Origin of the sequence: Streptomyces sp. BBFR51 (assembly GCF_044591655.1) — a bacterium.
Lineage (GTDB): Bacteria > Actinomycetota > Actinomycetes > Streptomycetales > Streptomycetaceae > Streptomyces.
Window position 1 is genome coordinate 1135233 of the sequence record NZ_CP172448.1, and the last position, 20782, is coordinate 1156014.

Here is a 20782-nt window from a genome sequence, read left to right on the forward strand (position 1 = left end):
CTTCCTCCTCATCGAGACATGCGAGCCGATCGAGCAGCTCACGCGGCCGGTCATCGGGAAGGAGAGGAGCTTGTTCCGTCCAGTGCTCAAGCCACTCCGCCATGTTCATCATCCTCGCTCCGCCTTTCGCCCTCGATACTCAGATCCCGGAACTCCCGCGCACGCGGTGGGACTCTCGTTCTCCGTCGCGCCCGAGGTACGCCCGCTGCCCGGCAGCCTCGTCAACATCTTCCGGGAGCTGAACACCGACCTGAGTCTCCCGCAGCCCTCCAGCGGTGACCTGACCCCGTGGACCCGGCAGGGCGTGCTGCTGCTCAACAGGGCGCTCACCACGGCCCCGCGCAAGCCCGCCGCGCACCGCGGCAAGGGCTGGGAGGAGGTCACCGAGCAGGCGATACGCGCGCTCGCGGCGCGCGGCAAGCCGATGGTGTCCATCCTCTGGGGCCGCGACGCCCGCAATCTGCGGCCGCTACTCGGCGATCTGCCGTCCGTGGAGTCCGCGCACCCGTCCCCGATGTCGGCCGACCGGGGCTTCTTCGGCTCGCGTCCGTTCAGCCGGGCCAACGACCTGCTGGTGCGACTGGGAGGTCAGCCGGTCGACTGGCGTCTGCCGTGAGCGCCGGCATCCTGGCGGTGGACTCCGGCGGCTCGGGGCTGCGCGTCGTCGTCGGTACGGCTTGCGGCGACGGGCACGGCCCGCTCGGCCGGCGCGTCTCGGCGGAGCCCGTCCGCACCGGGACCCGCGGCATCGAGCCCGATCACCTTCTGGCGCAACTGCTGCCCATGGCAAGGGCGTTGATGGCCGAGACCGGGGTGCCCCGGCTCGGCACCGTCGTCGTCGGGGCCGCCGGGATGGCCACCCTGGGCGACGCCCTGCGCGCCGAACTGCCGGGCTCGCTGGCCCGGGAGCTGGGCGTGCGCGCGATCGCGCTGGCCGCCGACGCGGTGACCGCGTACGTCGGCGCCCTCGGTCCGCGCCCCGGAGCGGTGGTGGCCGCCGGCACCGGGCTGATCGCGGTCGGCACCGACCTCACCCACTGGCGCCGGGCGGACGGCTGGGGCCATCTGCTGGGCGACTGCGGCAGCGGTGCCTGGATCGGACGCGCCGGCCTGGAGGCGGCGCTGCGCGCCCATGACGGCCGGGGGGGCGGCTCCGCGCCGTTGCTGGCCCGGGCCGAGGAGCGGTTCGGCGCGGCGGCGGCACTGCCCGGGCAGGTGTATCCGCGTACCGACCGTCCCGCCGTCCTCGCCTCCTTCGCGCCCGAGGTGGCCGCCTGCGCGGCGGCCGACGATCCCGTCGCAGGCGGGATCCTCCGGGCCGCCGCCCGGCACATGGCCGACTCGGCGGCCGCGGTCTGCCCGGCCGGCGGTGAGCCGCGCGTCGCGGTCACCGGCGGGCTGCTGCGGATGGGCGATCCGCTCGTCGTGCCGCTGGGAGAGGAGCTGGCGAAGCGGCTGCCGCAGGCCCGGTGGACGGCCGCGGAGGGTGATCCGCTGGACGGCTCGGTCCGGATCGCGACCGCCCTGGCGACCGGCTCGCTCACTCTTCCGAGTGACGACCGAATGCTGTGGGTGACGACTGTGCCGGGCGGCTGAGAATCGGTCCGCCGACGGGGTGAATCATGCCGATGTCCGCCGATCCGTACATCACTCATCAGACAAAACCGGACGGATACCGCTCACCCGCACCCTCCCCGAACAGGGAAACCCCGGAAACCAGTAACATGCGGCGCCATGAGCTCCCCCACTGGGCCCGCGTCCGGCCTGCCAGTACGAATGCCGCGCCCCCGCCAGCCCGGACGGCACCGCCGTCCCGAGCCCCTGGTGGCTCCCGAGGGCGCGCCGGCGCTCGTCCTCGCGGTGCCGGGGGCGCCCAGTAGCGCCACCCGAGGCCTCGCCGACGAGGTCATCAGCATCGCCCGCTCCGAGCTGCCCGGGCTGGACGCCCGGATCGGCCACCTCGAGGGGGACGACGACGAGTTCCTGTCGCTGTCGACCGTGCTCGTGCGTGCCGCCGAGGAGCGCACCGCCCGCTTTGAGCAGGCGCGCGCCGCCGGTATGGACGTCAAGGAGCCCGAGGGCCCGGTCGCCGTCGTCGTGCCGCTGCTCGCGGGGCCGGACAACGCGCTGCTGCGCCGGATCCGGCAGGCCGTGATGGACAGCAAGATCGCGGCCGAGCTGACCGACGTGCTCGGTCCGCACCCGCTGCTGGCCGAGGCGCTGCACGTGCGGCTCTCCGAAGCCGGTCTGGCCCGCGCCGACCGCGCCCGCCTGTTCACCGTGGCGACCGCCGCGGACGGCATCGTCCTGGCCTCCGTGGGCGGTGACGAGGCCGTCCAGGCGGCCGGTATCACCGGCATGCTGCTCGCCGCGCGTCTCGCCGTGCCGGTGATCGCGGCGGCGCTGGACGAGGAGGGCTCGATCGCGTCCGTGGCCGAGCAGCTGCGGAACTCGGGGTCCCAGCAGCTGGCGCTCGCGCCGTACCTGATCGGACCGGAGATCGAGGCGTCCGTGCTGGAGGAGGCGGCCAAGGAGGCGGGCTGCTCCACCGCCGAGCCGCTCGGCCCGTACCCGGCGATCGGCAAGCTGGCGCTGGCCAAGTACACGACGGCGCTCGGCATCTCGCCGCAGCAGCCGCAGGGGACGCCGGTTCGGTGAGCCGTGCGGTGCGCGTGCGCGGCTAGGCGTGTGTGAAGGGGCCCGCTCCGGGAGTGGAGCGGGCCCCTTCGGCGTTGCCGGGGGTTCTGAGCCGTCGGTCGCGAGCGCGCCCGGCGTGGGTGCGGGCGCTGGGGTGGGGCGCGCGGCCCGGCGCTTCCGGGGTGCCGCTGCGCCCACCCGTGCCGCCCCAGCGGCACGACTGCCCGCAGCTACGGGGGGTGCCTCTATGTCTTTCGTCAAGCGAGGCGTGGGGTTCGGTGTTCGTAGAAAGTGCCGTCTCGGAGCATCGCGAACAGCACGCTGATCCGCTGTCGGGCGAGGCGGAGAAGAGCCTGCGTGTGGGTCTTTCCTCTGGCTCGGCATCGGTCGTAGTAGGTCCGGGAGGCGGGATCGTGCAGGGCGGCGAACGCGGATAAGAACATCGCGCGTTTGAGCTGCCGGTTGCCGCCTCGTGGTGCGTGTTCGCCGTGGATCGAGGTTCCCGACGACTTTGTCGCGGGTGCGAGGCCGGCGTAGGAGGCCAGGTGGGCGGCGGTGGGGAAGCTGGTGCCGTCGCCGACGGTGACCAGCAAGGTGGCAGCGGTCCTGATCGCGATCCCCGGCATCGAGATCAGGACCTGGGAAAGAGGGTGCTTCTCCAACAGCTGCCCGATCTGTGCTTCCAGAGCTCGGCGCTGTTCGTGAACAGCCGCGAGCGAGCGGGCCAGCGACGGGACGACGATGTCGAGCGTGCCGGTGCCGGGAACGACGACGGTCTGCTCGTCGAGCGCGTCGAAGATCTCGTCGATCAGCCGCTGGGCCATGCGCGGGGCCTTGGGCCGGATTCCGTCAACGAGCCTGCGGCGTCCGGCTTTTCGCAGTGCGGCGGGGGAGCCGTAGCGTTCCAGCAGCCAGGTGACGGCCTGGTGGTCCAGGCGTGGGCCGAGGGCGCGTTCCAGGCTGGGGTGGAATTGGGTGAGCAGACCGCGTATGCGGTTGGAGGTGCGGGTGGCCTCGGCCGCGAGGTCCTGGTCGAAGCCGACGAGGACGGTCAGCTCGGCGGTGATCTCGTCGGTGAGTTCCAGGGACCGCAGGGTGTGGGGCATGGTGCGGGCGGCGTCCGCGATGACCGCGGCGTCCTTCGCGTCGGTCTTGGCCTCGCCCGGGTAGAGGTCGGCGATCCGCCGCATCGCCAGGCCCGGCAGGTAGGCGACCTTGCAGCCCGCGTCTCTTGCGACGGTCAGCGGCAGGGCTCCGATAGAGGCGGGCTGGTCCACGACCAGCAGGACGGTGCCGAACTTCGCGGCCAGCTTGTCGAAGACGGCCCGCAGCTTCGGCTCGCTGTTGGGCAGGGGCTTGTCGAAGACCTTCTTGCCGGCCGGGGTCAGTCCATGGCCGTGATGGGCGGTCTTGCCGACGTCCAGGCCGAGGAAGACGTCCACGTCGCCGGTGTCGAACATCGTGCTCTCCACTTCCTTTGGCACGGCTGGCCTGGGCATCGGTGTCGTACGCGCGCATCCACGTTATGCAGACCTGCCGCCCGTGAACTGCCCGGTATTGCACCGGACCGGACGGTGGCCGGACCTCTCATCAGCGTCTCCGACGGCACCTCTCGGGCCCGGTGAACACCACCCCCCAGGTCATACGGTTCAACAGGGGGACACAGTCATGCCGGGCTCGGAGGCCAGCGGCCCTCTTGCAGGACCGCGGAAAACATAACGGGGGCTGCTCGCGACTGCGGGCGGGGGGTGAGGGCTGCCCGCGGCTGCGAAGAGGGGTGGACGGCTGCCCGCGGCTGCGCGGCATGCGCTGACTGCGGCTGCGGGGAGGGGTGTGGGCTGCCTGGGGCTGGGGGATGGCGACTGTCCGCCGCTGGGGGGAGAGATGAGCGAACTGCCCGCCGCTGCGGGGAGGGGTGGGCGACTGTCCGCCGCTGCGGGGCGTGCGTTGGCTGGGGCTATGCGGGGTGGAACACCACGCAGGATGCTGCCGGGACCGCGAGGGAGCCGGTGCGGTGGGGGATGCCGGTGGACGGGTCGAGGGCGAACCAGGTGACGTCTCCGGAGCGCTCGTTGGCCGCGTACAGGAAGCCGTCGGACACGGTGATGTCGCGGGGCCAGTGCCCGCCGCAGGGCACGGTGGCGGACAGCCGCAGTCCGTCCGGCTCCACGACGAACACGGACAGGACGTCCTCGCCCCGGGTCGCGGTCCACACGAAGCGGCCGTCGGGCGAGACCACGATGCCGGACGGGTGGGCGTCGCCTGCCGGGGCTCCCGGCAGCACGGGCACCTCGGTGAGGGGCTTCAGTACGCCGTCGGCGGCGTCCCAGTGGCAGACGGTGACGGTGGGCGCCAGTTCGTTGGCGACGTAGGCGCGGGAGCCGTCCGGGTGGAAGGCCAGGTGCCGCGGGCCCGAGCCGGGACGCAGCGCGATCTCCCGGTGTACGGCGGGAGCGCCGTCCGCGAGGGTGCAGACCCGCACCGAGTCGGTGCCGAGGTCCACGCTGACGGCCCACCGCCCGCTGGGGTCGGGCCGCACCTGGTGGGCGTGCGGCCCCTGCTGCCGCTGGGCGTGCGGGCCGGAGCCGGTGTGGCGCAGGACGCCGGACGCGGCCCGGGCCAGCGTGCCGTCGGCGCGGACCGGCACGGCGGTGACGGTGCCGGAGCCGTAGTTGGCGGTCAGCACGTGCCCGGCGTACAGGCTCAGGTGGGTCGGTCCGTCGCCCCCGACGGGCACCGGCCGCCCGGCGGGCTCGGGCTTGTCCCCGTTCACGCGGTAGGCGGCCACGGCGCCCTCCGCCGTCTCGCTGACGGCGTAGAGCGTGTCGCCGTCGGGCGACAGGGCCAGGTAGGAGGGGTCGGCCAGGTGGTCCGTGCCGCTCACGACCGTGAGGGCGCCACTGTCGGGGGCGACGGTCGCCGTCAGGATCCCGGGGCCGCCGGCCGCCGTGAACGACCCGATGTATGCCCGCCGCTGCCGCCTGCCGCCGTCCGCCACCGCTGCACCTCTCGTCCCGCTTCGTCCCGCCCGCTTCGTCACGCGTCGTGCCGAGCGCCGACCTGATCGTCCGCCCCGGAGCGACGGTAGCAGTCGATCACGTGCGGTCTAGACCAAATGGGTGTCCTGGCGTACGACGGCTCAGGCGCCCGCCAGTCGTGAACCGGAGGGGCTGCTCAGGGGTGCGGCGAGTTCGGCGAGGGCGTGTTCCAGGCCGTGGAGGTGGGCCAACGCCGGTTCGGCGGCGCGCGGGCCGCCCGCGTGGGCGGGGACGGCGCCACCGCCGGTGAGTGCCTCGACCGCGGTCTCGACACGCCAGCAGGCGGCGGCCAGCCGGGCGTCGTGCGAGGCCTCCGGGTCGGCCGCGACGGCGACCAGGCCGCGTATCTCCCGGGCGCAGTCGTCGAGCAGGGCGAGCACCCGGCGGGCCCGCCGCCTGCGGCCGTACATCGGGCTGAGCGGGTGCACCAGCGGGGCGACCGACAGCCGTACCCGGCCGAGCAGCTGCTCCAGTTCGGCCACGCGCGGCGCCGGGTCGGCGCCCTCGGCCCCGGCGAGCCGGGCGGCGGCCTCGGCGGTGCAGGCGTGCACGCAGCGCAGGGCGCGCTGGATCCACGCGTCGGTGACGGCGTGCGTGGTGACCGGCAGGACGAAGAGCACGGCGAGCGCGGCGCCGACCGCCCCGACACCGGTCTCGGCGAGCCGCAGGGCCAGCAGGCCGGGGCTGAGGACGCCCAGGAGGCCGTAGAGCAGCTCGGCGAGCAGGGTCACGCAGAGCATCATCCAGGTGTAGGAGACCGCGGCGGTGTAGAAGATCCCGAAGACGCAGGCGGCGGCGAGTACGGCGGTGGGCACCGCGGACCCGGCCAGCGGGACGGCGATCAGGAAGCCCAGGCCGATGCCCACGACGGTGCCGAGGACCCGGCGGAAGCCGCGGACCAGGGTCTCTCCGCGCGAGGTGGTGTTGACGAACACCCACCAGGTGGCGCCGACGGCCCAGTACCAGCGGTCGCCTGACACCAGCTGGCCCACGACCAGGGCGAAACCGGCGCCCGCGGTGGCCTGCACGGCCTGGCGGGTGGTGATGCGGGCGAGCCCGGCGCCTGCGGGTGGGGCCGGGACGGCGGGCGCGGGCCGGCGGCGCTCGTAGCACCACAGGCCGAAGCGCACCGCCGCGGCGGCGGCCACGGACAGCAGGACGGCGGCGAACATCTCCGGCAGCCGGTCCGTGGTCGCGTGCAGGAACTGGGCGATGAAGAAGGTCATGAACGCGAACACACCGAGGCTGTGCCCGCGCGGGCCCCAGCGCCGCGCGTACACGCCCGCGCCGACGACGGCGAGAAAGGTGAGGTCCCGGGCCACGGGGTGGCCGTGCAGCGCGGCGGCGGCGGTGAGCACGGGCAGCCCGGCGACCGGCAGCAGCGCGGTGGTGACGGCCTGCCCGCGCACGGTGGCGTCGGTGACGGTGAACAGCGCGAGCAGGGCGGCGAGGCCGCCGATGACTGCTCCCACCAGGGAGGTACCGGCCAGGCCGCACACCACGACGGCCAGCCCGATGCCGAGGACGGCCCGCGCGGCGAACCGCAGCCGGGACCGTCCCGGGTCCGGGCTCACGAACACCCTCTTCAGCACTGATTACCGCCCCCTCGCTCACTCATGGCCGCCGGCCCGGAAGTCACCACATGCGGAACATGCGAAAGGCGCCGCGGGGTCCGCAGCGCCATCGACCCGTCTATAGGAGCATCTCCGCCACCAGTGGCTCAACAGGCCGCTGCCGAAGTGAGCCATTGGTATATTTTCTGCGGCATTCCCACGGCCACCGAAGTGCCAATGGCCGACGAAAGGGGCCCCGACCCTCATGGCCGTCGACGAGCTCGACACCCGCATCCTGCGGCTGCTGCTGGAGCAGCCGCGCACCAGCGTGCGCGAGTACGCTCGCCTCCTCGGCATCGCCCGCGGCACACTCCAGGCCCGGCTGGACCGCCTGGAGCGGGACGGCGTGATCACCGGCGCCGCTCCCTCCCTCTCCCCCGCCGCCCTGGGGCACCCGGTGCTCGCCTTCGTGCACATCGAGGTCACCCAGGGCCGCCTGGACGAGGTGGGCGAGGCGCTGGCGGGCGTCCCGGAGATCGTCGAGGCGTTCTCCATCACGGGCGGCGGAGACCTGCTCACCCGGGTCGTGGCCCGCGACAACGCGCACCTGGAGGACGTGGTGCAGAAGCTGATCAGCCTGCCCGGAGTGGTCCGCACCCGCAGCGAGGTGGCGTTGCGCGAGCGCGTCCCGCACCGGCTGCTGCCCCTGGTGGAGTCGATCGGGCGCACGGCACGCAAGTGATCCCCGGGTCCTTGGCATCCTGGACCCCATGAGCACTCTCGGCGGCATCTCGGTCATCTTCGATCTCGACGGAACGCTGGTGGACAGCGAGCCGCACTACTACGAGGCGGGCCGGCGCACCCTCGCCGAGTACGGCGTCCCGGACTTCACCTGGGCCGACCACGAGGCCTATGTGGGGATCAGCACCCAGGAGACCGTCGCCGACTGGAAGCGGCGGTACGGACTGCGGGCGCCGGTGGAGGAACTGCTCGCGGTCAAGAACCGCCACTACCTGGGGCTGTCCGGCGCCTCGGCCCGCGCGTACCCGGAGATGCGGAAGTTCGTCGAGCTGCTGGCGGGCGAGGGCGTACCGATGGCGGTGGCGTCGGGCTCGTCGCCCGAGGCGATCGGGACGATCCTCGCCCGCACCGGCCTGGACGCACAGCTGCGCACGGTCGTCTCGGCCGACGAGGTCGCGATGGGCAAACCCGCACCGGACGTCTTCCTGGAGGCGGCCCGCCGACTGGGGGCGGACCCGGCCGACTGCGTGGTCCTGGAGGACGCGGCGCCGGGTGCCGCCGCCGCGCACGCGGCCGGGATGCGCTGCATCGCGATCCCGTACGTCGCGGCGCAGGCGGACGCCCCCGAGTTCGCCACCGCGGGCCTGCTGCTGCGCGGGGGCCAGGAGGAGTTCACCGCGCGGACGGCGTACGACTGGCTCGTGCGGACGGCGCGGGCCTCCTGACCGTACCCGCCAGTACCGTTGACGCTTCTCCGCCCCTTGCCTATCTTCTGGGCGGACTTTCGAACGGCGGTCGATATACCGAACGAAATCGAAGAAACGAGGAGCACATGGCAGCGCCCCTCTCCCGGCGGTCCCTTCTGCTGGCCGCGGCGGTCACCGCGGGAACACCCACGGTCTCGTACGCGGCGGGCGGGCGGACCGGCCCCGCGGCACAGGCCCCGGCCCCGGCCCCGGCCGCGCTCGCGGGCCCTGTGACGCCGGCGGCCTGGTCCGTACGCCCCTTCGATCTCGAGGACGTGACGCTCGGCCGCGGGACCTTCGCCGACAAGCGGCGGCTGATGCTGGACCACGCCCGCGGGTACGACGTGAACCGGCTGCTCCAGGTCTTCCGCGCCAACGCCGGTCTCTCCACCCTGGGCGCCGTCGCCCCGGGCGGCTGGGAAGGGCTGGACGGCGAGGCCAACGGCAACCTGCGCGGCCACTACACCGGCCACTTCCTGACCATGCTGTCCCAGGCGTACCGCAGCACCGGGGAGCGGGTGTTCGCCGAGCGGATCGACGCCATGGTCGGCGCCCTCGCCGAGGTGCGCGAGGCGCTCCGCCGGGACCCGGCGGTGCTGAGCACACCGGGTCGTTTCGGCGCCGCCGCGGAGCAGGTGCGCGGCTCCCACCAGTACGTCGACCTCCCCGCCGGCGTCCTCGGCGACACCCCGTCACTCACGCTGGCCGCCTGGGTGAAGCCCACCCATGCGGGCGACTGGGCCCGCGTGTTCGACTTCGGCGACGACACGAGCCGCTACCTCTACCTCGCCGCCCGCAACGCCGACGGCGTGCCGCGCTTCGCCATCACCGACGGCGGGGCCGGGGGCGAGCAGGGCCTCGACGGGACGGCCGCACTGCCCCTGGACGAGTGGAGCCACCTGGCCGTGACCCTCGCGGACGGCACCGGCACCCTGTACGTCGACGGCATCCCCGTGGCACGGAACACGGCCATGACCCTGAACCCGGCGACCCTCGGCCCGCTCGCCGACCACTGGCTCGGCCGCTCGCACTACCCCGCCGACCCCGTCTTCGCGGGCGCCTTCGACGAGTTCAACATCTGGTCGCGTGCCCTGAGCGCCGCCGAGGTCGGCGCGTTGCGGGACGGCCGCGCGGCGGACACACCGGCGGGCCGGGGCGACCTGGTCTCGTACGCCTTCGACGAGACGAGCGGCGGTGCCTTCGCCGACGCCTCGGGCCGGGGACTGACCGCCGTGCTGCGCCGCACCTGGGGCGGGCCCAGCCACCCCGGGTTCCTCGCGGCCTACCCGGAGACGCAGTTCATCGAGCTGGAGTCGATGACCGGCAGCGACTACACCAAGGTCTGGGCGCCCTACTACACGGCGCACAAGATCCTGCGGGGCCTGCTGGACGCCCATCTCGCCACCGCGGACGACCGGGCCCTCGACCTCGCGTCCGGCATGGGCGACTGGATGTACGCGCGGCTCTCGAAGCTGCCCGCGGCCACCCTCCAGCGCATGTGGGGCATCTTCTCCAGCGGGGAGTTCGGCGGCATCGTCGAGGCGATCTGCGACCTGCACGCCGTCACCGGCAAGGCACAACACCTGGCGCTGGCACGCCTGTTCGACCTCGACCGGCTGATCGACGCCTGCGCCGCGAACTCCGACGTCCTCGACGGACTGCACGCCAACCAGCACATACCGATCTTCACCGGCCTGGTCCGGCTGTACGACGAGACGGGCGAGGATCGCTACCTCACCGCGGCGAAGAACTTCTGGCGCATGGTCGTACCGCACCGCATGTACGCCATCGGCGGAACCAGCAGCGGCGAGTTCTGGAAGGCACGGGACGTGATCGCCGGCACGATCACCGACACCACGGCCGAGAGCTGCTGCGCGTACAACATGCTCAAGCTGAGCCGGACGCTGTTCTTCCACGACCAGGACCCGGCGTACATGGACTACTACGAGCGGGCCCTGTACAACCAGGTGCTCGGCTCCAAAGAGGACAAGCCCGACGCGGAGAAGCCGCTCGTCACCTACTTCATCGGGCTGACGCCCGGTCACGTGCGCGACTACACGCCCAAGCAGGGCACCACCTGCTGCGAGGGCACCGGGATGGAGAGCGCCACCAAGTACCAGGACTCGGTGTACTTCGCCGCGGCCGACGGCGGCGCCCTGTACGTCAACCTCTACAGCCGCTCCACCCTCACCTGGGCCGAGCGGGGCGTCACCGTCACCCAGACCACGGACTATCCCCGGGAGCAGGGCAGCACCCTCACCATCGGCGGCGGCAGTGCCTCCTTCGCACTGCTACTGCGGGTGCCGTCCTGGGCCGGCGCCGGATTCCGGGTCACCGTCAACGGGCGTGCGGTACCGGGGACTCCCACGCCGGGCAGCTACTTCACGGTGTCCCGGACCTGGCGCCGCGGAGACACCGTGCGGGTCCGGATCCCCTTCCGGCTGCGGGTGGAGAAGGCGCTCGACGACCCGTCGCTGCAGGCCCTGTTCTACGGCCCGGTCAACCTGGTCGCCCGCGACGCGGCCACCCGTCACCTGGAGTGCGGCCTGTACGCGAACGCGAGTCTCTCCGGCGACCTGCTGCCCACACTCACCCCCGTCTCCGGCCGGCCCCTCCACTACACGCTGGACGGCACCGAGTGGGCTCCGTTCGCGGAGGGCACCGAGGAACCGACGCACGCCTACTTCCGCCGTTCCGAGCCCCGGGTGGTCCTCGGCGGTACCGACTCGGGCGTCGCCAACCCCGCGAAGGACGACGGCACCACGCTGCTCGACGAGATCTGGGCCGCCGCCCCGTTCCGCGGCAAGGGCGCCCTGGTGACGCACGTACGGGCCACGGTGGACGCGTGGGTCGACGCCGGACTGCTCGGGCGCGAAGCGGGCGAACGGGTGGTGACCACGGCGCGGAAGGCGTCGTATGCGGACTGACGCCGGACGACGAGAGATGGAACACATCTCCCGGCGCAGGTTTTGCCCGAAGCGGTGATCAGACCGCCGCCCGCATCCGTACCTCCTGGTGTCCGAGCATGTCTTCGCCCCAGGAGGCACGATGCGCATCACGCGCACCACGGCAGGGACCGCCTTCGTGGCCGGTGCCCTGGTCCTCACCCTCACCGCACTCGCCTACCCGACCATGCTCGGGGTACAGAACGCGGGCAGCGATCAGGCCCGGATCGTGACCAACACGCGGTACGGGCCGCTCACCGAGCAGGACCGGGACTTCGTGGTGAAGGTGCGTGCCGCCGGGCTGTGGGAGCACCCGCTGGGGCTGATGGCCATGGAGCGGGGGACGACACCGGAGATGAAGGAGGCCGGTGAGCACCTGGTCGTGGGTCACTCCCGGCTGGACGCGACCTGCCGGAAGATCGCGCCGGAGCTGGGCATCACCCTGCCCAACCTGGCGTCCCCGCAGCAGCAGCAGTTCGTGTCCACCGTGAACGGGACCACGGGCAAGCAGTTCGACACCACCGCGGTCAACATCATGCGGATCACCCACGGCCAGATCTTCCCGGCGATCGCCAACATCCGCGCCAACACCAAGAACTCCTTGGTGCGCCAGCTCGCCGATCAGGCCAACGACACGGTGCTGGACCACATCACCGTGCTGGAGAAGACCGGGCTGGTCAACTTCGACCAGGTCAACTTCCAGCAGACCGCCCCGCCGAACCTGCCCAAGGTGCAGCTCACGCCACCGGCACCGCAGCCGGGCGAGCCGGTGCTGTCCCTCACGGCGCCGCCCGGCCTCGACGTCAACACCTCGGCGCCGACGCCGAGTCCGACGGTCCGCTGACGCGCCGGGCGCCGGGCGCCGGACGGCTGTGGTCGGTCGTCGGGCGGTGGCGGTCGGGCGGGTCAGCGGCCGCGGGGCTTGCCGCGGCCGCCGCTCCTGCCGCCTCCGCCCTTGCCGCTCCCGGCCTTGCGGTTGCCGCTCCTGGGGTTGCCTCCGGCGCCGCGCCGGGCGGCGCCCCCGGTCTGCTTTCCGGCCGCCGGCTTCTGCCGCGCGGGGGCTCCTTCGGCGCGACCGCCCTTCGAACGCGCCGGGTCGGGCTGCCGGCCCCGGGTGCTGTTGACGGTCCGGCCCCGGACGATGCCGATGAAGTCCTCGACGCGGTCCGTGTGCGCGTCCTCGGGCCAGGACAGCGCCACGCCCGACTCGGGGGCGTCGGTGACCGTCCGGTACGTGAGGTCCTTGCGGTGATGCAGCCGGGCCAGCGACAGGGGCATGAGCAGCACGCCGATCCCGGCCGCCACCAGCTCGACGGCGTCCGCGGTGGTCGCCGGACGCTCGAGGGCGGGCCTGCCCGGCAACCCGTCCCAGTCGAGGACGTCGTCGAGGGGATGCAGCACGATCTCGTCCGCGAGGTCCTCGACGCCCACCTCGTCGGCCGCGGTGACGAGGTGGTCCTTGGGGATCACCACGACCGTGGTCTCGGTGTAGAGGGGGATGGCGCTGAGGACGGTCCGGTCGACGGGCAGCCGCACCACTCCGGCGTCGGCGTCGCCTGCCAGCAGCACTCCGGCCGCCCCGGCGGCGGGAACCTGGGTCAGGGAGAGGGGGACGTCCGGCAGCCGCTCGTTCCAGATGCGCACCCACTTGTCGGGCGTCACCCCCGGGACGTACGCGAGCCGGAACGAGGGGGAAGCTTCCGAGCCTGTCACGGGGCCAGGTTACCGGGCGTGGTCGGCGACCGCTCACACGATCGATACCCTTGACATCATGACGTCGCACCAGAACACCCAGTCCATGAAGCCCGCGACCGCGGCGAAGAAGCTGGGTGTGTACCTCGAGGCCACACCCGCGCAGTTCCGGGAGGGCCTCGTCACGCGCGCCGAGCTGAACGCGCTGCAGACCGACCCGCCCGAGTGGCTGCGCGACCTGCGGCGCGACGGTCCGCACCCGCGCCCGGTGGTGGCGGCCAAGCTGGGCGTCTCCATCGCGGGTCTGCATCGGGGCGGGGTCGCGGAGCCGCTCACCACGGAGCAGATCGAGGCGCTGAAGCGGGAGCGCCCCGAGTGGCTGGAGCGGGAGCAGGCCGTCCAGGCCGACGTGCGCAAGGAGGCGGCCCGCGTCAAGCAGCTGCACGCCGAGCAGGCGGAGCGCGCCGAGCGCGACTGACCGGCCCGGCCCGGCCCGACGCGACCGGCCCGGCGGGCTCGTCCTCCCCCGTCAGCTGCTCCCGTCAGCCGCTGTCCTCGGCCTTCTGCGCCGTCACGCTCCACGCGTACTGCAGCCAGTCCGACACCACGATCGCGCTCAGGCCCGCGCACACCAGCCGGGCCGCCCTGGGCGCGACGGCGTAGGTGCCGACGAGTCCGCCGGCCACCCAGGCGGAGGTGCAGAACGGGCAGGAGATCAGGTCGCCGACGGCGCGGCGCAGACCGGTGCCGCGCCCGGCGTCCATCACCTCGTTGGCGTTGCCCTCGCGCTCACGGCGGGTGAAGGGCGCCCGCAGGAAGCTGGTGACCCTGTCCTTGGTGAGCAGCCGGGACGCCTTGAAGGTCGCGGTTCCCAGCAGGGCCACGTCCCAGGCGGGGACGGTGTCGGGCAGTCTCACCCCACGGCGCCACACCGTCACCGCGAACACACCGGCACCCGCCGCGAAGGTCGTCGCGAGCGCCGCGTATCCACCGAGAGGTGTCTCCTCCCCGTCGTCGTAGCGCTGCTCAACGTCCGTCATGGTGCCTCCTCGGGGACCGCGGCTGCCGACCGGGGCCGGGTGCCCTGTTCCCGCCCTCCGCAACGCGCGGCAGTGGCAGTTGCCGTTGTCAGTAGGGCGCCGGACCGCCGAAGAGGTCGGCGCAGTCCGCGGGCAGCCGCGCCAGCAGACGGTCGACGCGTTCGCGGGGCACCGCTTCGGTGAGGGTGGAGAGCACGGCGCCCGCGTCCCACTCGGCGGTGCGCGGCCGGGCGCCGGTCTGCTGGGCCACGCGCCGCAGGAACTCCTCGCGCCCGAAGGACTCGGGGCGCCCGCGTTCCAGGCGCAGCGCGTCGTCGAAGGGCGCGGGCAGCTCCGAGGCCAGTCCTGCGGCTTCCTCCGCGGTGACGTGGGACGCGATCACCCACAGGACGGCGGTGATGACCTGCTCGGCCTCGTCGTCGCTGTGGAACTCGCCGCGGTCGCGGACCCGGGCCAGGAACTCGTCGCGCCGCATGGCGTCGTCTCCTTCCGCCGGTTCGCGCTCCGGGGCGGGTGCCCGCGGTCCGGGCGGGCGAAACGGGCGCGCGCTCACCGCCGTACGCGGGTGGCGTCGGCTAGTTCGGTCACCCGGGCCAGGGCGTCCTGCGTGAACAGCGCGCGTCCGGCGGCGATCCGCCGCCGCCGGGCCGGGCCCGGGGCGGTGAGCCGCCGCAGCGCGCCGAGCAGCGCGGTCTCGTCCGCGGCGACCTCCGAGACGCCCAGCGCGGCCATCCTCCGGACGCCGTCGGCACCGTGTCCGGGTATCGGGCGGTGGCCCACGACCGGCAGCCCGGCGGCGAGCGCCTGTACGGCGGTCTGGCCGGCGGCGTTGTCGATCAGGGCGCGGGCGGCGTGCAGCAGTCCGGGCATGTCCGTGACCCAGCCCAGGGCGACCACGCCCGGGGTGCGGGACAACGCGCGGCGCAGCCGCCGGTTGTCGCCGCACAGGACGACGGGCAGGAAGCCGTGGTACGCCAGGAGCCGGACGGTGGCGTCCAGGTGCGAGCCGACGCCCCAGGCGCCGGCGGACAGCACCACGGCGGGCCGCCCGGGGCCGAGCCGGTCGAACAGTTCCCGCCACTGCGCCACCCCGGGAGCCGCGTGAGAGGCATCGGGGGTGTCGGGGGCATCGAAGGCGTCGGCGAAGAACTCCGGGGCCACGACGGGGCCGCACGTGCTCGCTGCCGTGCCGGTGCCCTCCCGCACCTCGCGCGCCGCGTCCTCGGTGAGACACAGGAGGTGGTCGTTGCCGGGGTGGAGCCACTGCCGGTGGATCTCGAAGTCGATCACGAGGACGACGCTGGGCACGGGGAGCAGACCGCGGGCCCGGAGATGACCGGTCAGCTGCGCGCCCAGGTGGAAGACGGGCACGACCACGTCGGCCCCCGTGCGCTCGGCCAGCTCGCGCAGCCTGCCGCCGGCGAGCCGCGCCAGGGGCGTGCCGCTGGGCCGCCGTCCCGGGCCGGGGCGCAGGAAGAGGCGGTACAGGGCGGCGTAGGCCCAGGGGAAGTGGCGTACCGACCCCCGGTAGAAGCACTTGAGCGCGCCGCCCAGGCCGTACGGCAGCAGGGCGAGGACGTCGACGACCTGGGCGTCGCCGCCGCGCTCCCGGGCCCGGCGGACCAGCTCGGCGGCGACCGTGTCGTGGCCGGCGCCCATGCTCGCGCTGATCACCAGGAGACGTCCGCCGTCCCGTGGACCGCTCGGGGCGACGTGGTGGCGCGGCACCGATGAGCTGCGAGGATGCACGCCGGACCAAGTTGCCCGCCCGAATCGTTCCAAACCATCATGTAAGCGGGTGTTTCGGGTGTGCCGCCAGGGGATACTCCGTGACCGCCCGTCCGGCCGGACGCCGGAGCCCGACCGCCCGGTCGGTTGCTCCCCGGTGCCCGCCCCGAGCCAAGGTGGTCCCCATGGTCCATGCGTTCTCCCGTCCACGGTCCGGCCCCGGACCGCAGGTCGTCGCCCCCGACGCGGACCACGCGAGGCTCCGGCGGCAGCCCTTCGGAGTCCGGGACACGCGGACCCGCACGGCGCTCGTGACGGGGGCGTCCTCCGGCATCGGCGCGGCCGTGGCCCGCCGTCTGGGTGACGAGGACGGCTGGCGACTGGTGCTCACCGGGCGTGACCCGGTGCGGCTGCGCCAGGTCGCCGACGCGACGTCGGCCACCGCGTTCGCCGCGGATCTCACCCTGCCCGGCGCCGACCGGCAGCTCACCGACTTCACGCTGGCCACGGCGGGCCGGGTGGACCTGCTGGTGGCCGGTGCCGGGGTGGGCTGGGCCGGGGAGTTCCTGGACATGCCCCCGCACACCATCGACGAGGTGCTCGACATCAACGTGCTGGCCACGCTTCGGCTGGTGCGACTGCTGCTGCCGGGGATGGTGGCGGCGGGTTCGGGGCGGGTGGTGCTCATCGGGTCGCTGGCGGGCAGTGTGGCGGTGCGCGACGAGGCCGTGTACTCCGCCGCGAAGGCCGCGGTCGGCGCCTTCGCGGACGCCCTGCGCTACGAGTTGCGGGGCACCGGCGTGGGGATCACCCACGTGGTGCCGGGCGTCGTCGACACACCGTTCTTCGAACGCCGCGGCGCTCCCTACCAGCGGTCCAGGCCCCGTCCGGTTCCCCCCGAGCGCGTGGCCGACGCGGTGCGCACCGCGGTACTGCGGGGCCGGGACGAGGTGTACGTGCCCTCCTGGCTGCGACTGCCGTGCCGGGTACGGGGCGCGGCTCCGGGACTCTACCGGCGGCTGGCCGCGCGGTTCGGATGACCGGGAGCGCGCCGCGGTGAGTGTCCTCACCGTCGTCCTCGCCCTGTTCGCGGCACTGTCCAACGCGGCGGCGTCGGTACTTCAGCGCCGGGCGGCGGCGCAGGACGAGGACCGGGCCGGGGCCAGGCACACGGTGGTGCGCTCACTGCAGCGGCTGGTGCGCGACCGGTACTGGGTCGGCGGGGCGGCGTTGCTCGCGCTGACGACGGTGTTGCAGGCGGCCGCGCTGGCGGTGGGCAGTCTGGCCGTGGTGCAGCCGCTGATGGCCAGTGAACTGCTGTTCACGCTGGTGGTCGGCAGTGCGGTCTTCCATCGGCGTCCGGACTCGCGGACGTGGCTGGCGTTCGCGGCCCTGGCCGTGGGGCTCGCGCTGTTCCTGGGCGCCGCCGCTCCGTCGGCGGGCCAGGACACCGCCACCGCGGGCCGGTGGGGCTGGGCGGGGCTGGCGCTGTTCGTCCTGATGACGGTCCTCGCCTCGGTCGGCAGCCTGGTGCGGGGCGCGCCCCGTGCGGCGCTGTTCGGCTCGGCGTCCGCGGTGGGGTTCGGCGGCACGGCCGGTCTGCTGAAGGAGGTCACCGGGCGACTCCCCCAGGGGGTGGGCGAGGTGCTGACCCAGTGGCCGCCGTACGCCACGGCGCTGGTCGGCGTGGTCAGTTTCCTCCTGCTGCAGAGCGCGTTGCGGGCGGGGACCCTCGCGGCGTCGCAGCCGGCGCTGACCCTCGGCGACGCGCTGACCAGCGTCGCCCTGGGCTGGACCCTGTTCGGCGAGGAGATCCTGCTCGGGGTGCGGGTGCTGCCCGAGCTGATCGGCGTGGCGCTGATCGGCCTCGGCAGCGTCGGACTGGCCCGGGCACCGTCGGTCCACGGTGCCTGGGACACGGCCACCGCGGCGCGGGACGGCCCGGCCCGCCGCAGAACAAACAGAAGAGGCGACGAAGACGGGGACAAGAGCAAAAGCGGACATAAACACACAGGCAGAGGCAGCAGAGACTGAACGGACCGGAGGCACCACGATGCGTCAGGGGTTTCACGCCGGACGGGCGGTGTACGCCGTCGTACCGGCCGTCGCCGTCGCGCTGGCCCACATCGGTCCGGCCGCGACCTGGCTCCCGGGGCTGCGCCGGCGCCGGTTCCCCGGCCTGGCCGGCCAGGGCAGCCCCGGCCACGTCGCGCTCACCTTCGACGACGGCCCCGATCCGGCGTCCACGCCGCACTTCCTCGACGTACTGGACGGGCTCGGGGTGCGGGCGACGTTCTTCGTCCTGGGCGAGAACACGATGCGACACCCCTCGGTGGCCCGTGAGCTGGTCCGGCGCGGGCACGAACTCGCCGTCCACGGCTGGGCCCACGACCGCCCCTGGTGGCCGTCGCCGGCCCGGGACGCGCGCGAGTTGCTGCGTGCGGTCCACGTGGTGGGCGACGCCGCCGGTCGTGTCCCGCGGTGGTACCGGCCGCCCTACGGCATTCTCACCTCCGGACGCTGGGCCGCCGCTCACCGGGCCGGGCTGCGGCCGGTGCTGTGGACGGCGTGGGGCAAGGACTGGCGGCAGGACGCCACACCCCGCTCGGTACGGGCGACCGTCGCGGCGGACCTGCGCGGTGGCGGCACGATCCTCCTCCACGACACCGACCACGCCTGCGCCCCGGACAGCTGGCGGGCCGGCCTCGGCGCCCTGCCCGACATCGTGCGCGACTGCCGGGAGGCGGGGCTGTCGGTGGGTCCGCTGGGCGAGCACGGGGTGGGCGGAGGGCGGGGTGGCTACGGGGACGGCGGCGCCGTTTCGGTCACCGGCGCCGGGACAGCCGTAGCGTCATGAACGACAGCAGCGACGATCTGCACGCGGCGGCACCGGACCTGTCCTGCCCGCCCTGGGCACTGCGCGAGTACGCCGTGCTCGCCGACGGTGAGCGGGGGGCGGTCCTGGACCCCCGGGGCCGGATCGTGTGGCTGTGCGCCCCGCGGTGGCACGACGACGCGGTGTTCTCCGCGCTGATCGGCGGAGCCGGGCACTTCACGGTGGAGCCGGCGGACCCCTGGCACGTGTGGGGCGGCTCCTACGAGGAGGGCACGCTGATCCGGGTGAGCCGGTGGGTGACCGCCGACTGCGTGATCGAGTGCCGCGAGGCCCTGGCCCTGCCGGCCCGCACCGACCGGCTCGTGCTGCTGCGCCGCATGCGGGTGGAGCGGGGCGAGGCCCGGCTCGACCTGGGGCTGGATCCGCGGCCCGGCTTCGGGGCCGCCCGGATGCGCGACCCCCGGCAGAAACACGGGGTGTGGACGGCCGAGGCGGAGGGGCTGCGGATGCGGCTCGCCGGGGCCCCGGAGGCGGTCTGGCGGGAGGGTGCCGGGCTGCGCGGCGGGTTCCGGCTGCGCGAGGGCGAGACGCACGACCTGGTACTGGAGCTGTCCGAAGGGCGGGAGAGCGAACCGCTCGACGCGGACGCGTTGTGGCGGGCCACGGAACGGGAGTGGCGGCAGGCCGTGCCGGACTGCTCGCGGCTGGTCGCGCCCCGCGACGCCCGGCACGCGTACGCCGTACTGCGCGGGCTGACCAGCGTCTCCGGCGGCATGGTCGCCGCCGCCACGACGTCGCTGCCGGAGCGGGCCAACAGCGGGCGGAACTACGACTACCGCTTCGCGTGGCTGCGCGACCAGTGCTACGCCGGTCTCGCGGTCGCCGCGCACGGGCCCCACCCGCTGGTCGACGACGCCGTGCGGTTCGTCGCCGAACGCATCCTCGCGGACGGCGACGAGGTACGCCCCGCCTACACGGTCGACGGGCGTCCGGTCGGGGAGGACCGCTCCCTGCGGCTGCCCGGCTACCCCGGCGGCAGCGACCACGTCGGCAACGACGCGGGCGCGCAGTTCCAGCTGGACACCTTCGGCGAGGCGCTGCAACTGTTCGCCGCGGCGGCCGCGCACGACCGGCTGACCGAGGAGGCGGAACGGGCCGCCGTCGTCGCCGTGGACGTCGTCGAGCGGCAGTGGCTGAAGCCGGAGGCCGGTCTGTGGGAGCTGGAGGACCGGTGGTGGACCCACTCGCGGCTCAGCGTGGTGTGCGGGCTGCGGCGGATGGCGCAGGTGCTGCCCGGAGCGACGGGGCGGCGTTGCGCCGAACTCGCCGACACGGTGCTGCGGGAGACCCGGCGCCGGTGCATGGACGCCGACGGCCGCTGGCGGCGGGCCGAGGACGATGACGGGCCGGAGGCCGCGCTGCTGGTGCCGATGGCCCGCGGCTGCACGTTCGGTGACGACGACGGGGCCGCCACCCGCTCCTACGTCGAGTCCCGGCTGGCGGAGGACGGGTACCTGTACCGTTTCGAACACTCGGGGGCGCCGCTCGGTGAGGCCGAGGGGGCCTTCCTGCTCTGCGGCTTCACGATGGCGCTCGCCACGCACCGGGTCGGCGACCGGGTCGGCGCGTTCCGCTGGTTCGAGCGCACCCGGGCGGCGTGCGGACCGCCCGGGCTGTTCGCCGAGGAGTACGACGTGCGCCAGCGCCAGCTCCGGGGCAACCTCCCGCAGGCCTTCGTGCACGCCCTGATGCTGGAGTGCGCGGTCCGCCTGGCCGGCGAGTCGACGCTGCCCTGAGCCTTGCCGTCGGCGTCTGCCCGCTGGCCG

General features: G+C 73.9%; 18 protein-coding genes and 1 pseudogene. 12 read left to right on the forward strand and 7 right to left on the reverse strand.

Annotated features, from left to right (window positions below; translation table 11 throughout):
* Nucleotides 1-151: 151 nt before the first annotated feature.
* From ACGH7X_RS05215 to ACGH7X_RS05225, 3 genes and pseudogenes are all read left to right on the forward strand, one after another.
* Nucleotides 152-616 (forward strand): annotated as a pseudogene (locus ACGH7X_RS05215) (uracil-DNA glycosylase); the annotation flags it as partial.
* Nucleotides 613-1596: an N-acetylglucosamine kinase gene (locus tag ACGH7X_RS05220; RefSeq protein ID WP_399882085.1), complete on the forward strand. Its 984-nt coding sequence runs from the start codon at nucleotides 613-615 to the stop codon at nucleotides 1594-1596. The pseudogene ACGH7X_RS05215 and the gene ACGH7X_RS05220, both read left to right, overlap by 4 nt.
* 138 nt (nucleotides 1597-1734) lie before the next feature.
* A complete protein-coding gene (locus tag ACGH7X_RS05225; RefSeq protein ID WP_399882086.1) occupies nucleotides 1735-2658 on the forward strand; it encodes a sirohydrochlorin chelatase in 924 nt (307 codons plus the stop codon).
* Between the two features lie 236 nt (nucleotides 2659-2894).
* Here ACGH7X_RS05225 and ACGH7X_RS05230 read toward each other — a convergent pair whose 3' ends face one another.
* The 3 genes from ACGH7X_RS05230 to ACGH7X_RS05240 form a co-directional block, all read right to left on the reverse strand.
* Complete coding sequence (locus tag ACGH7X_RS05230) at nucleotides 2895-4097, reverse strand: IS110 family transposase (protein ID WP_399882081.1); 1203 nt, start codon at nucleotides 4095-4097, stop codon at nucleotides 2895-2897.
* Nucleotides 4098-4594: 497 nt separating this feature from the next.
* Complete coding sequence (locus ACGH7X_RS05235; RefSeq protein WP_399882088.1) at nucleotides 4595-5635, reverse strand: lactonase family protein; 1041 nt, start codon at nucleotides 5633-5635, stop codon at nucleotides 4595-4597.
* A 141-nt stretch (nucleotides 5636-5776) separates the two neighbouring features.
* Nucleotides 5777-7267, reverse strand: a complete 1491-nt coding sequence (locus ACGH7X_RS05240) for an FUSC family protein (protein WP_399882090.1) — start codon at nucleotides 7265-7267, stop codon at nucleotides 5777-5779.
* Nucleotides 7268-7493: 226 nt separating this feature from the next.
* Here ACGH7X_RS05240 and ACGH7X_RS05245 point away from each other — a divergent pair, with 226 nt between their 5' ends.
* The 4 genes from ACGH7X_RS05245 (at nucleotide 7494) to ACGH7X_RS05260 (ending at nucleotide 12504) form a co-directional block, all read left to right on the forward strand.
* Entirely contained in the window at nucleotides 7494-7970 is a 477-nt protein-coding gene (locus tag ACGH7X_RS05245) for an Lrp/AsnC family transcriptional regulator (RefSeq protein WP_217169506.1), read from the forward strand.
* Between the two features lie 28 nt (nucleotides 7971-7998).
* The gene (locus tag ACGH7X_RS05250) at nucleotides 7999-8694 is read left to right on the forward strand and encodes an HAD family hydrolase (RefSeq protein ID WP_399882092.1); all 696 of its coding nucleotides are present in this window, start codon (nucleotides 7999-8001) and stop codon (nucleotides 8692-8694) included.
* A gap of 107 nt (nucleotides 8695-8801) precedes the next feature.
* Entirely contained in the window at nucleotides 8802-11642 is a 2841-nt protein-coding gene (locus ACGH7X_RS05255; protein WP_399882094.1) for a beta-L-arabinofuranosidase domain-containing protein, read from the forward strand.
* Between the two features lie 121 nt (nucleotides 11643-11763).
* Entirely contained in the window at nucleotides 11764-12504 is a 741-nt protein-coding gene (locus ACGH7X_RS05260; protein ID WP_399882096.1) for a DUF4142 domain-containing protein, read from the forward strand.
* A gap of 62 nt (nucleotides 12505-12566) precedes the next feature.
* On the opposite strand, the gene ACGH7X_RS05265 is transcribed toward ACGH7X_RS05260, so the two are convergent.
* Nucleotides 12567-13373 carry a LysR substrate-binding domain-containing protein gene (locus ACGH7X_RS05265; RefSeq protein ID WP_399882098.1) on the reverse strand — a complete coding sequence of 269 codons (807 nt, stop codon included), beginning with the start codon at nucleotides 13371-13373 and terminating at the stop codon, nucleotides 12567-12569.
* A gap of 58 nt (nucleotides 13374-13431) precedes the next feature.
* Between ACGH7X_RS05265 and ACGH7X_RS05270 the strand changes: the two genes are divergently transcribed.
* Nucleotides 13432-13830 carry a DUF5997 family protein gene (locus ACGH7X_RS05270; RefSeq protein WP_399882100.1) on the forward strand — a complete coding sequence of 133 codons (399 nt, stop codon included), beginning with the start codon at nucleotides 13432-13434 and terminating at the stop codon, nucleotides 13828-13830.
* A gap of 64 nt (nucleotides 13831-13894) precedes the next feature.
* On the opposite strand, the gene ACGH7X_RS05275 is transcribed toward ACGH7X_RS05270, so the two are convergent.
* The 3 genes from ACGH7X_RS05275 to ACGH7X_RS05285 form a co-directional block, all read right to left on the reverse strand.
* A complete protein-coding gene (locus ACGH7X_RS05275; RefSeq protein ID WP_399882102.1) occupies nucleotides 13895-14392 on the reverse strand; it encodes a DUF1360 domain-containing protein in 498 nt (165 codons plus the stop codon).
* Between the two features lie 88 nt (nucleotides 14393-14480).
* Nucleotides 14481-14867 (reverse strand): DUF2267 domain-containing protein, encoded by a 387-nt coding sequence (locus ACGH7X_RS05280; protein WP_399882104.1) that lies wholly within the window; start codon nucleotides 14865-14867, stop codon nucleotides 14481-14483.
* 74 nt (nucleotides 14868-14941) lie between these two features.
* The gene (locus ACGH7X_RS05285) at nucleotides 14942-16051 is read right to left on the reverse strand and encodes a galactosyldiacylglycerol synthase (protein ID WP_399896800.1); all 1110 of its coding nucleotides are present in this window, start codon (nucleotides 16049-16051) and stop codon (nucleotides 14942-14944) included.
* Between the two features lie 254 nt (nucleotides 16052-16305).
* Here ACGH7X_RS05285 and ACGH7X_RS05290 point away from each other — a divergent pair, with 254 nt between their 5' ends.
* The 4 genes from ACGH7X_RS05290 to ACGH7X_RS05305 are packed head-to-tail and all read left to right on the forward strand — an operon-like array spanning nucleotide 16306 to nucleotide 20752.
* Nucleotides 16306-17160 carry an SDR family NAD(P)-dependent oxidoreductase gene (locus ACGH7X_RS05290; protein ID WP_399882106.1) on the forward strand — a complete coding sequence of 285 codons (855 nt, stop codon included), beginning with the start codon at nucleotides 16306-16308 and terminating at the stop codon, nucleotides 17158-17160.
* 16 nt (nucleotides 17161-17176) lie between these two features.
* On the forward strand, nucleotides 17177-18154 hold the full coding sequence (locus ACGH7X_RS05295; RefSeq protein WP_399882108.1) for a DMT family transporter: 978 nt from the start codon (nucleotides 17177-17179) through the stop codon (nucleotides 18152-18154).
* A gap of 19 nt (nucleotides 18155-18173) precedes the next feature.
* Nucleotides 18174-18977: a polysaccharide deacetylase family protein gene (locus ACGH7X_RS05300; RefSeq protein ID WP_399882110.1), complete on the forward strand. Its 804-nt coding sequence runs from the start codon at nucleotides 18174-18176 to the stop codon at nucleotides 18975-18977.
* A complete protein-coding gene (locus ACGH7X_RS05305; RefSeq protein WP_399882112.1) occupies nucleotides 18974-20752 on the forward strand; it encodes a glycoside hydrolase family 15 protein in 1779 nt (592 codons plus the stop codon). Before ACGH7X_RS05300 ends, ACGH7X_RS05305 begins: the two co-directional genes overlap by 4 nt.
* The last annotated feature ends 30 nt before the right edge of the window (nucleotides 20753-20782 follow it).

What these genes read in the sequence shown, in the direction of transcription:
- ACGH7X_RS05280 (WP_399882104.1), bottom strand. Translation starts at nt 14,867, where the DNA reads ATGCGGCGCGACGAGTTCCTGGCCCGGGTCCGCGACCGCGGCGAGTTC.
- ACGH7X_RS05285 (WP_399896800.1), bottom strand. Translation starts at nt 16,051, where the DNA reads ATGGGCGCCGGCCACGACACGGTCGCCGCCGAGCTGGTCCGCCGGGCC.
- ACGH7X_RS05225 (WP_399882086.1), top strand. Translation starts at nt 1,735, where the DNA reads ATGAGCTCCCCCACTGGGCCCGCGTCCGGCCTGCCAGTACGAATGCCG.
- ACGH7X_RS05300 (WP_399882110.1), top strand. Translation starts at nt 18,174, where the DNA reads ATGCGTCAGGGGTTTCACGCCGGACGGGCGGTGTACGCCGTCGTACCG.
- ACGH7X_RS05250 (WP_399882092.1), top strand. Translation starts at nt 7,999, where the DNA reads ATGAGCACTCTCGGCGGCATCTCGGTCATCTTCGATCTCGACGGAACG.
- ACGH7X_RS05305 (WP_399882112.1), top strand. Translation starts at nt 18,974, where the DNA reads ATGAACGACAGCAGCGACGATCTGCACGCGGCGGCACCGGACCTGTCC.
- ACGH7X_RS05275 (WP_399882102.1), bottom strand. Translation starts at nt 14,392, where the DNA reads ATGACGGACGTTGAGCAGCGCTACGACGACGGGGAGGAGACACCTCTC.
- ACGH7X_RS05290 (WP_399882106.1), top strand. Translation starts at nt 16,306, where the DNA reads ATGGTCCATGCGTTCTCCCGTCCACGGTCCGGCCCCGGACCGCAGGTC.
- ACGH7X_RS05245 (WP_217169506.1), top strand. Translation starts at nt 7,494, where the DNA reads ATGGCCGTCGACGAGCTCGACACCCGCATCCTGCGGCTGCTGCTGGAG.
- ACGH7X_RS05230 (WP_399882081.1), bottom strand. Translation starts at nt 4,097, where the DNA reads ATGTTCGACACCGGCGACGTGGACGTCTTCCTCGGCCTGGACGTCGGC.
- ACGH7X_RS05255 (WP_399882094.1), top strand. Translation starts at nt 8,802, where the DNA reads ATGGCAGCGCCCCTCTCCCGGCGGTCCCTTCTGCTGGCCGCGGCGGTC.
- ACGH7X_RS05260 (WP_399882096.1), top strand. Translation starts at nt 11,764, where the DNA reads ATGCGCATCACGCGCACCACGGCAGGGACCGCCTTCGTGGCCGGTGCC.
- ACGH7X_RS05270 (WP_399882100.1), top strand. Translation starts at nt 13,432, where the DNA reads ATGACGTCGCACCAGAACACCCAGTCCATGAAGCCCGCGACCGCGGCG.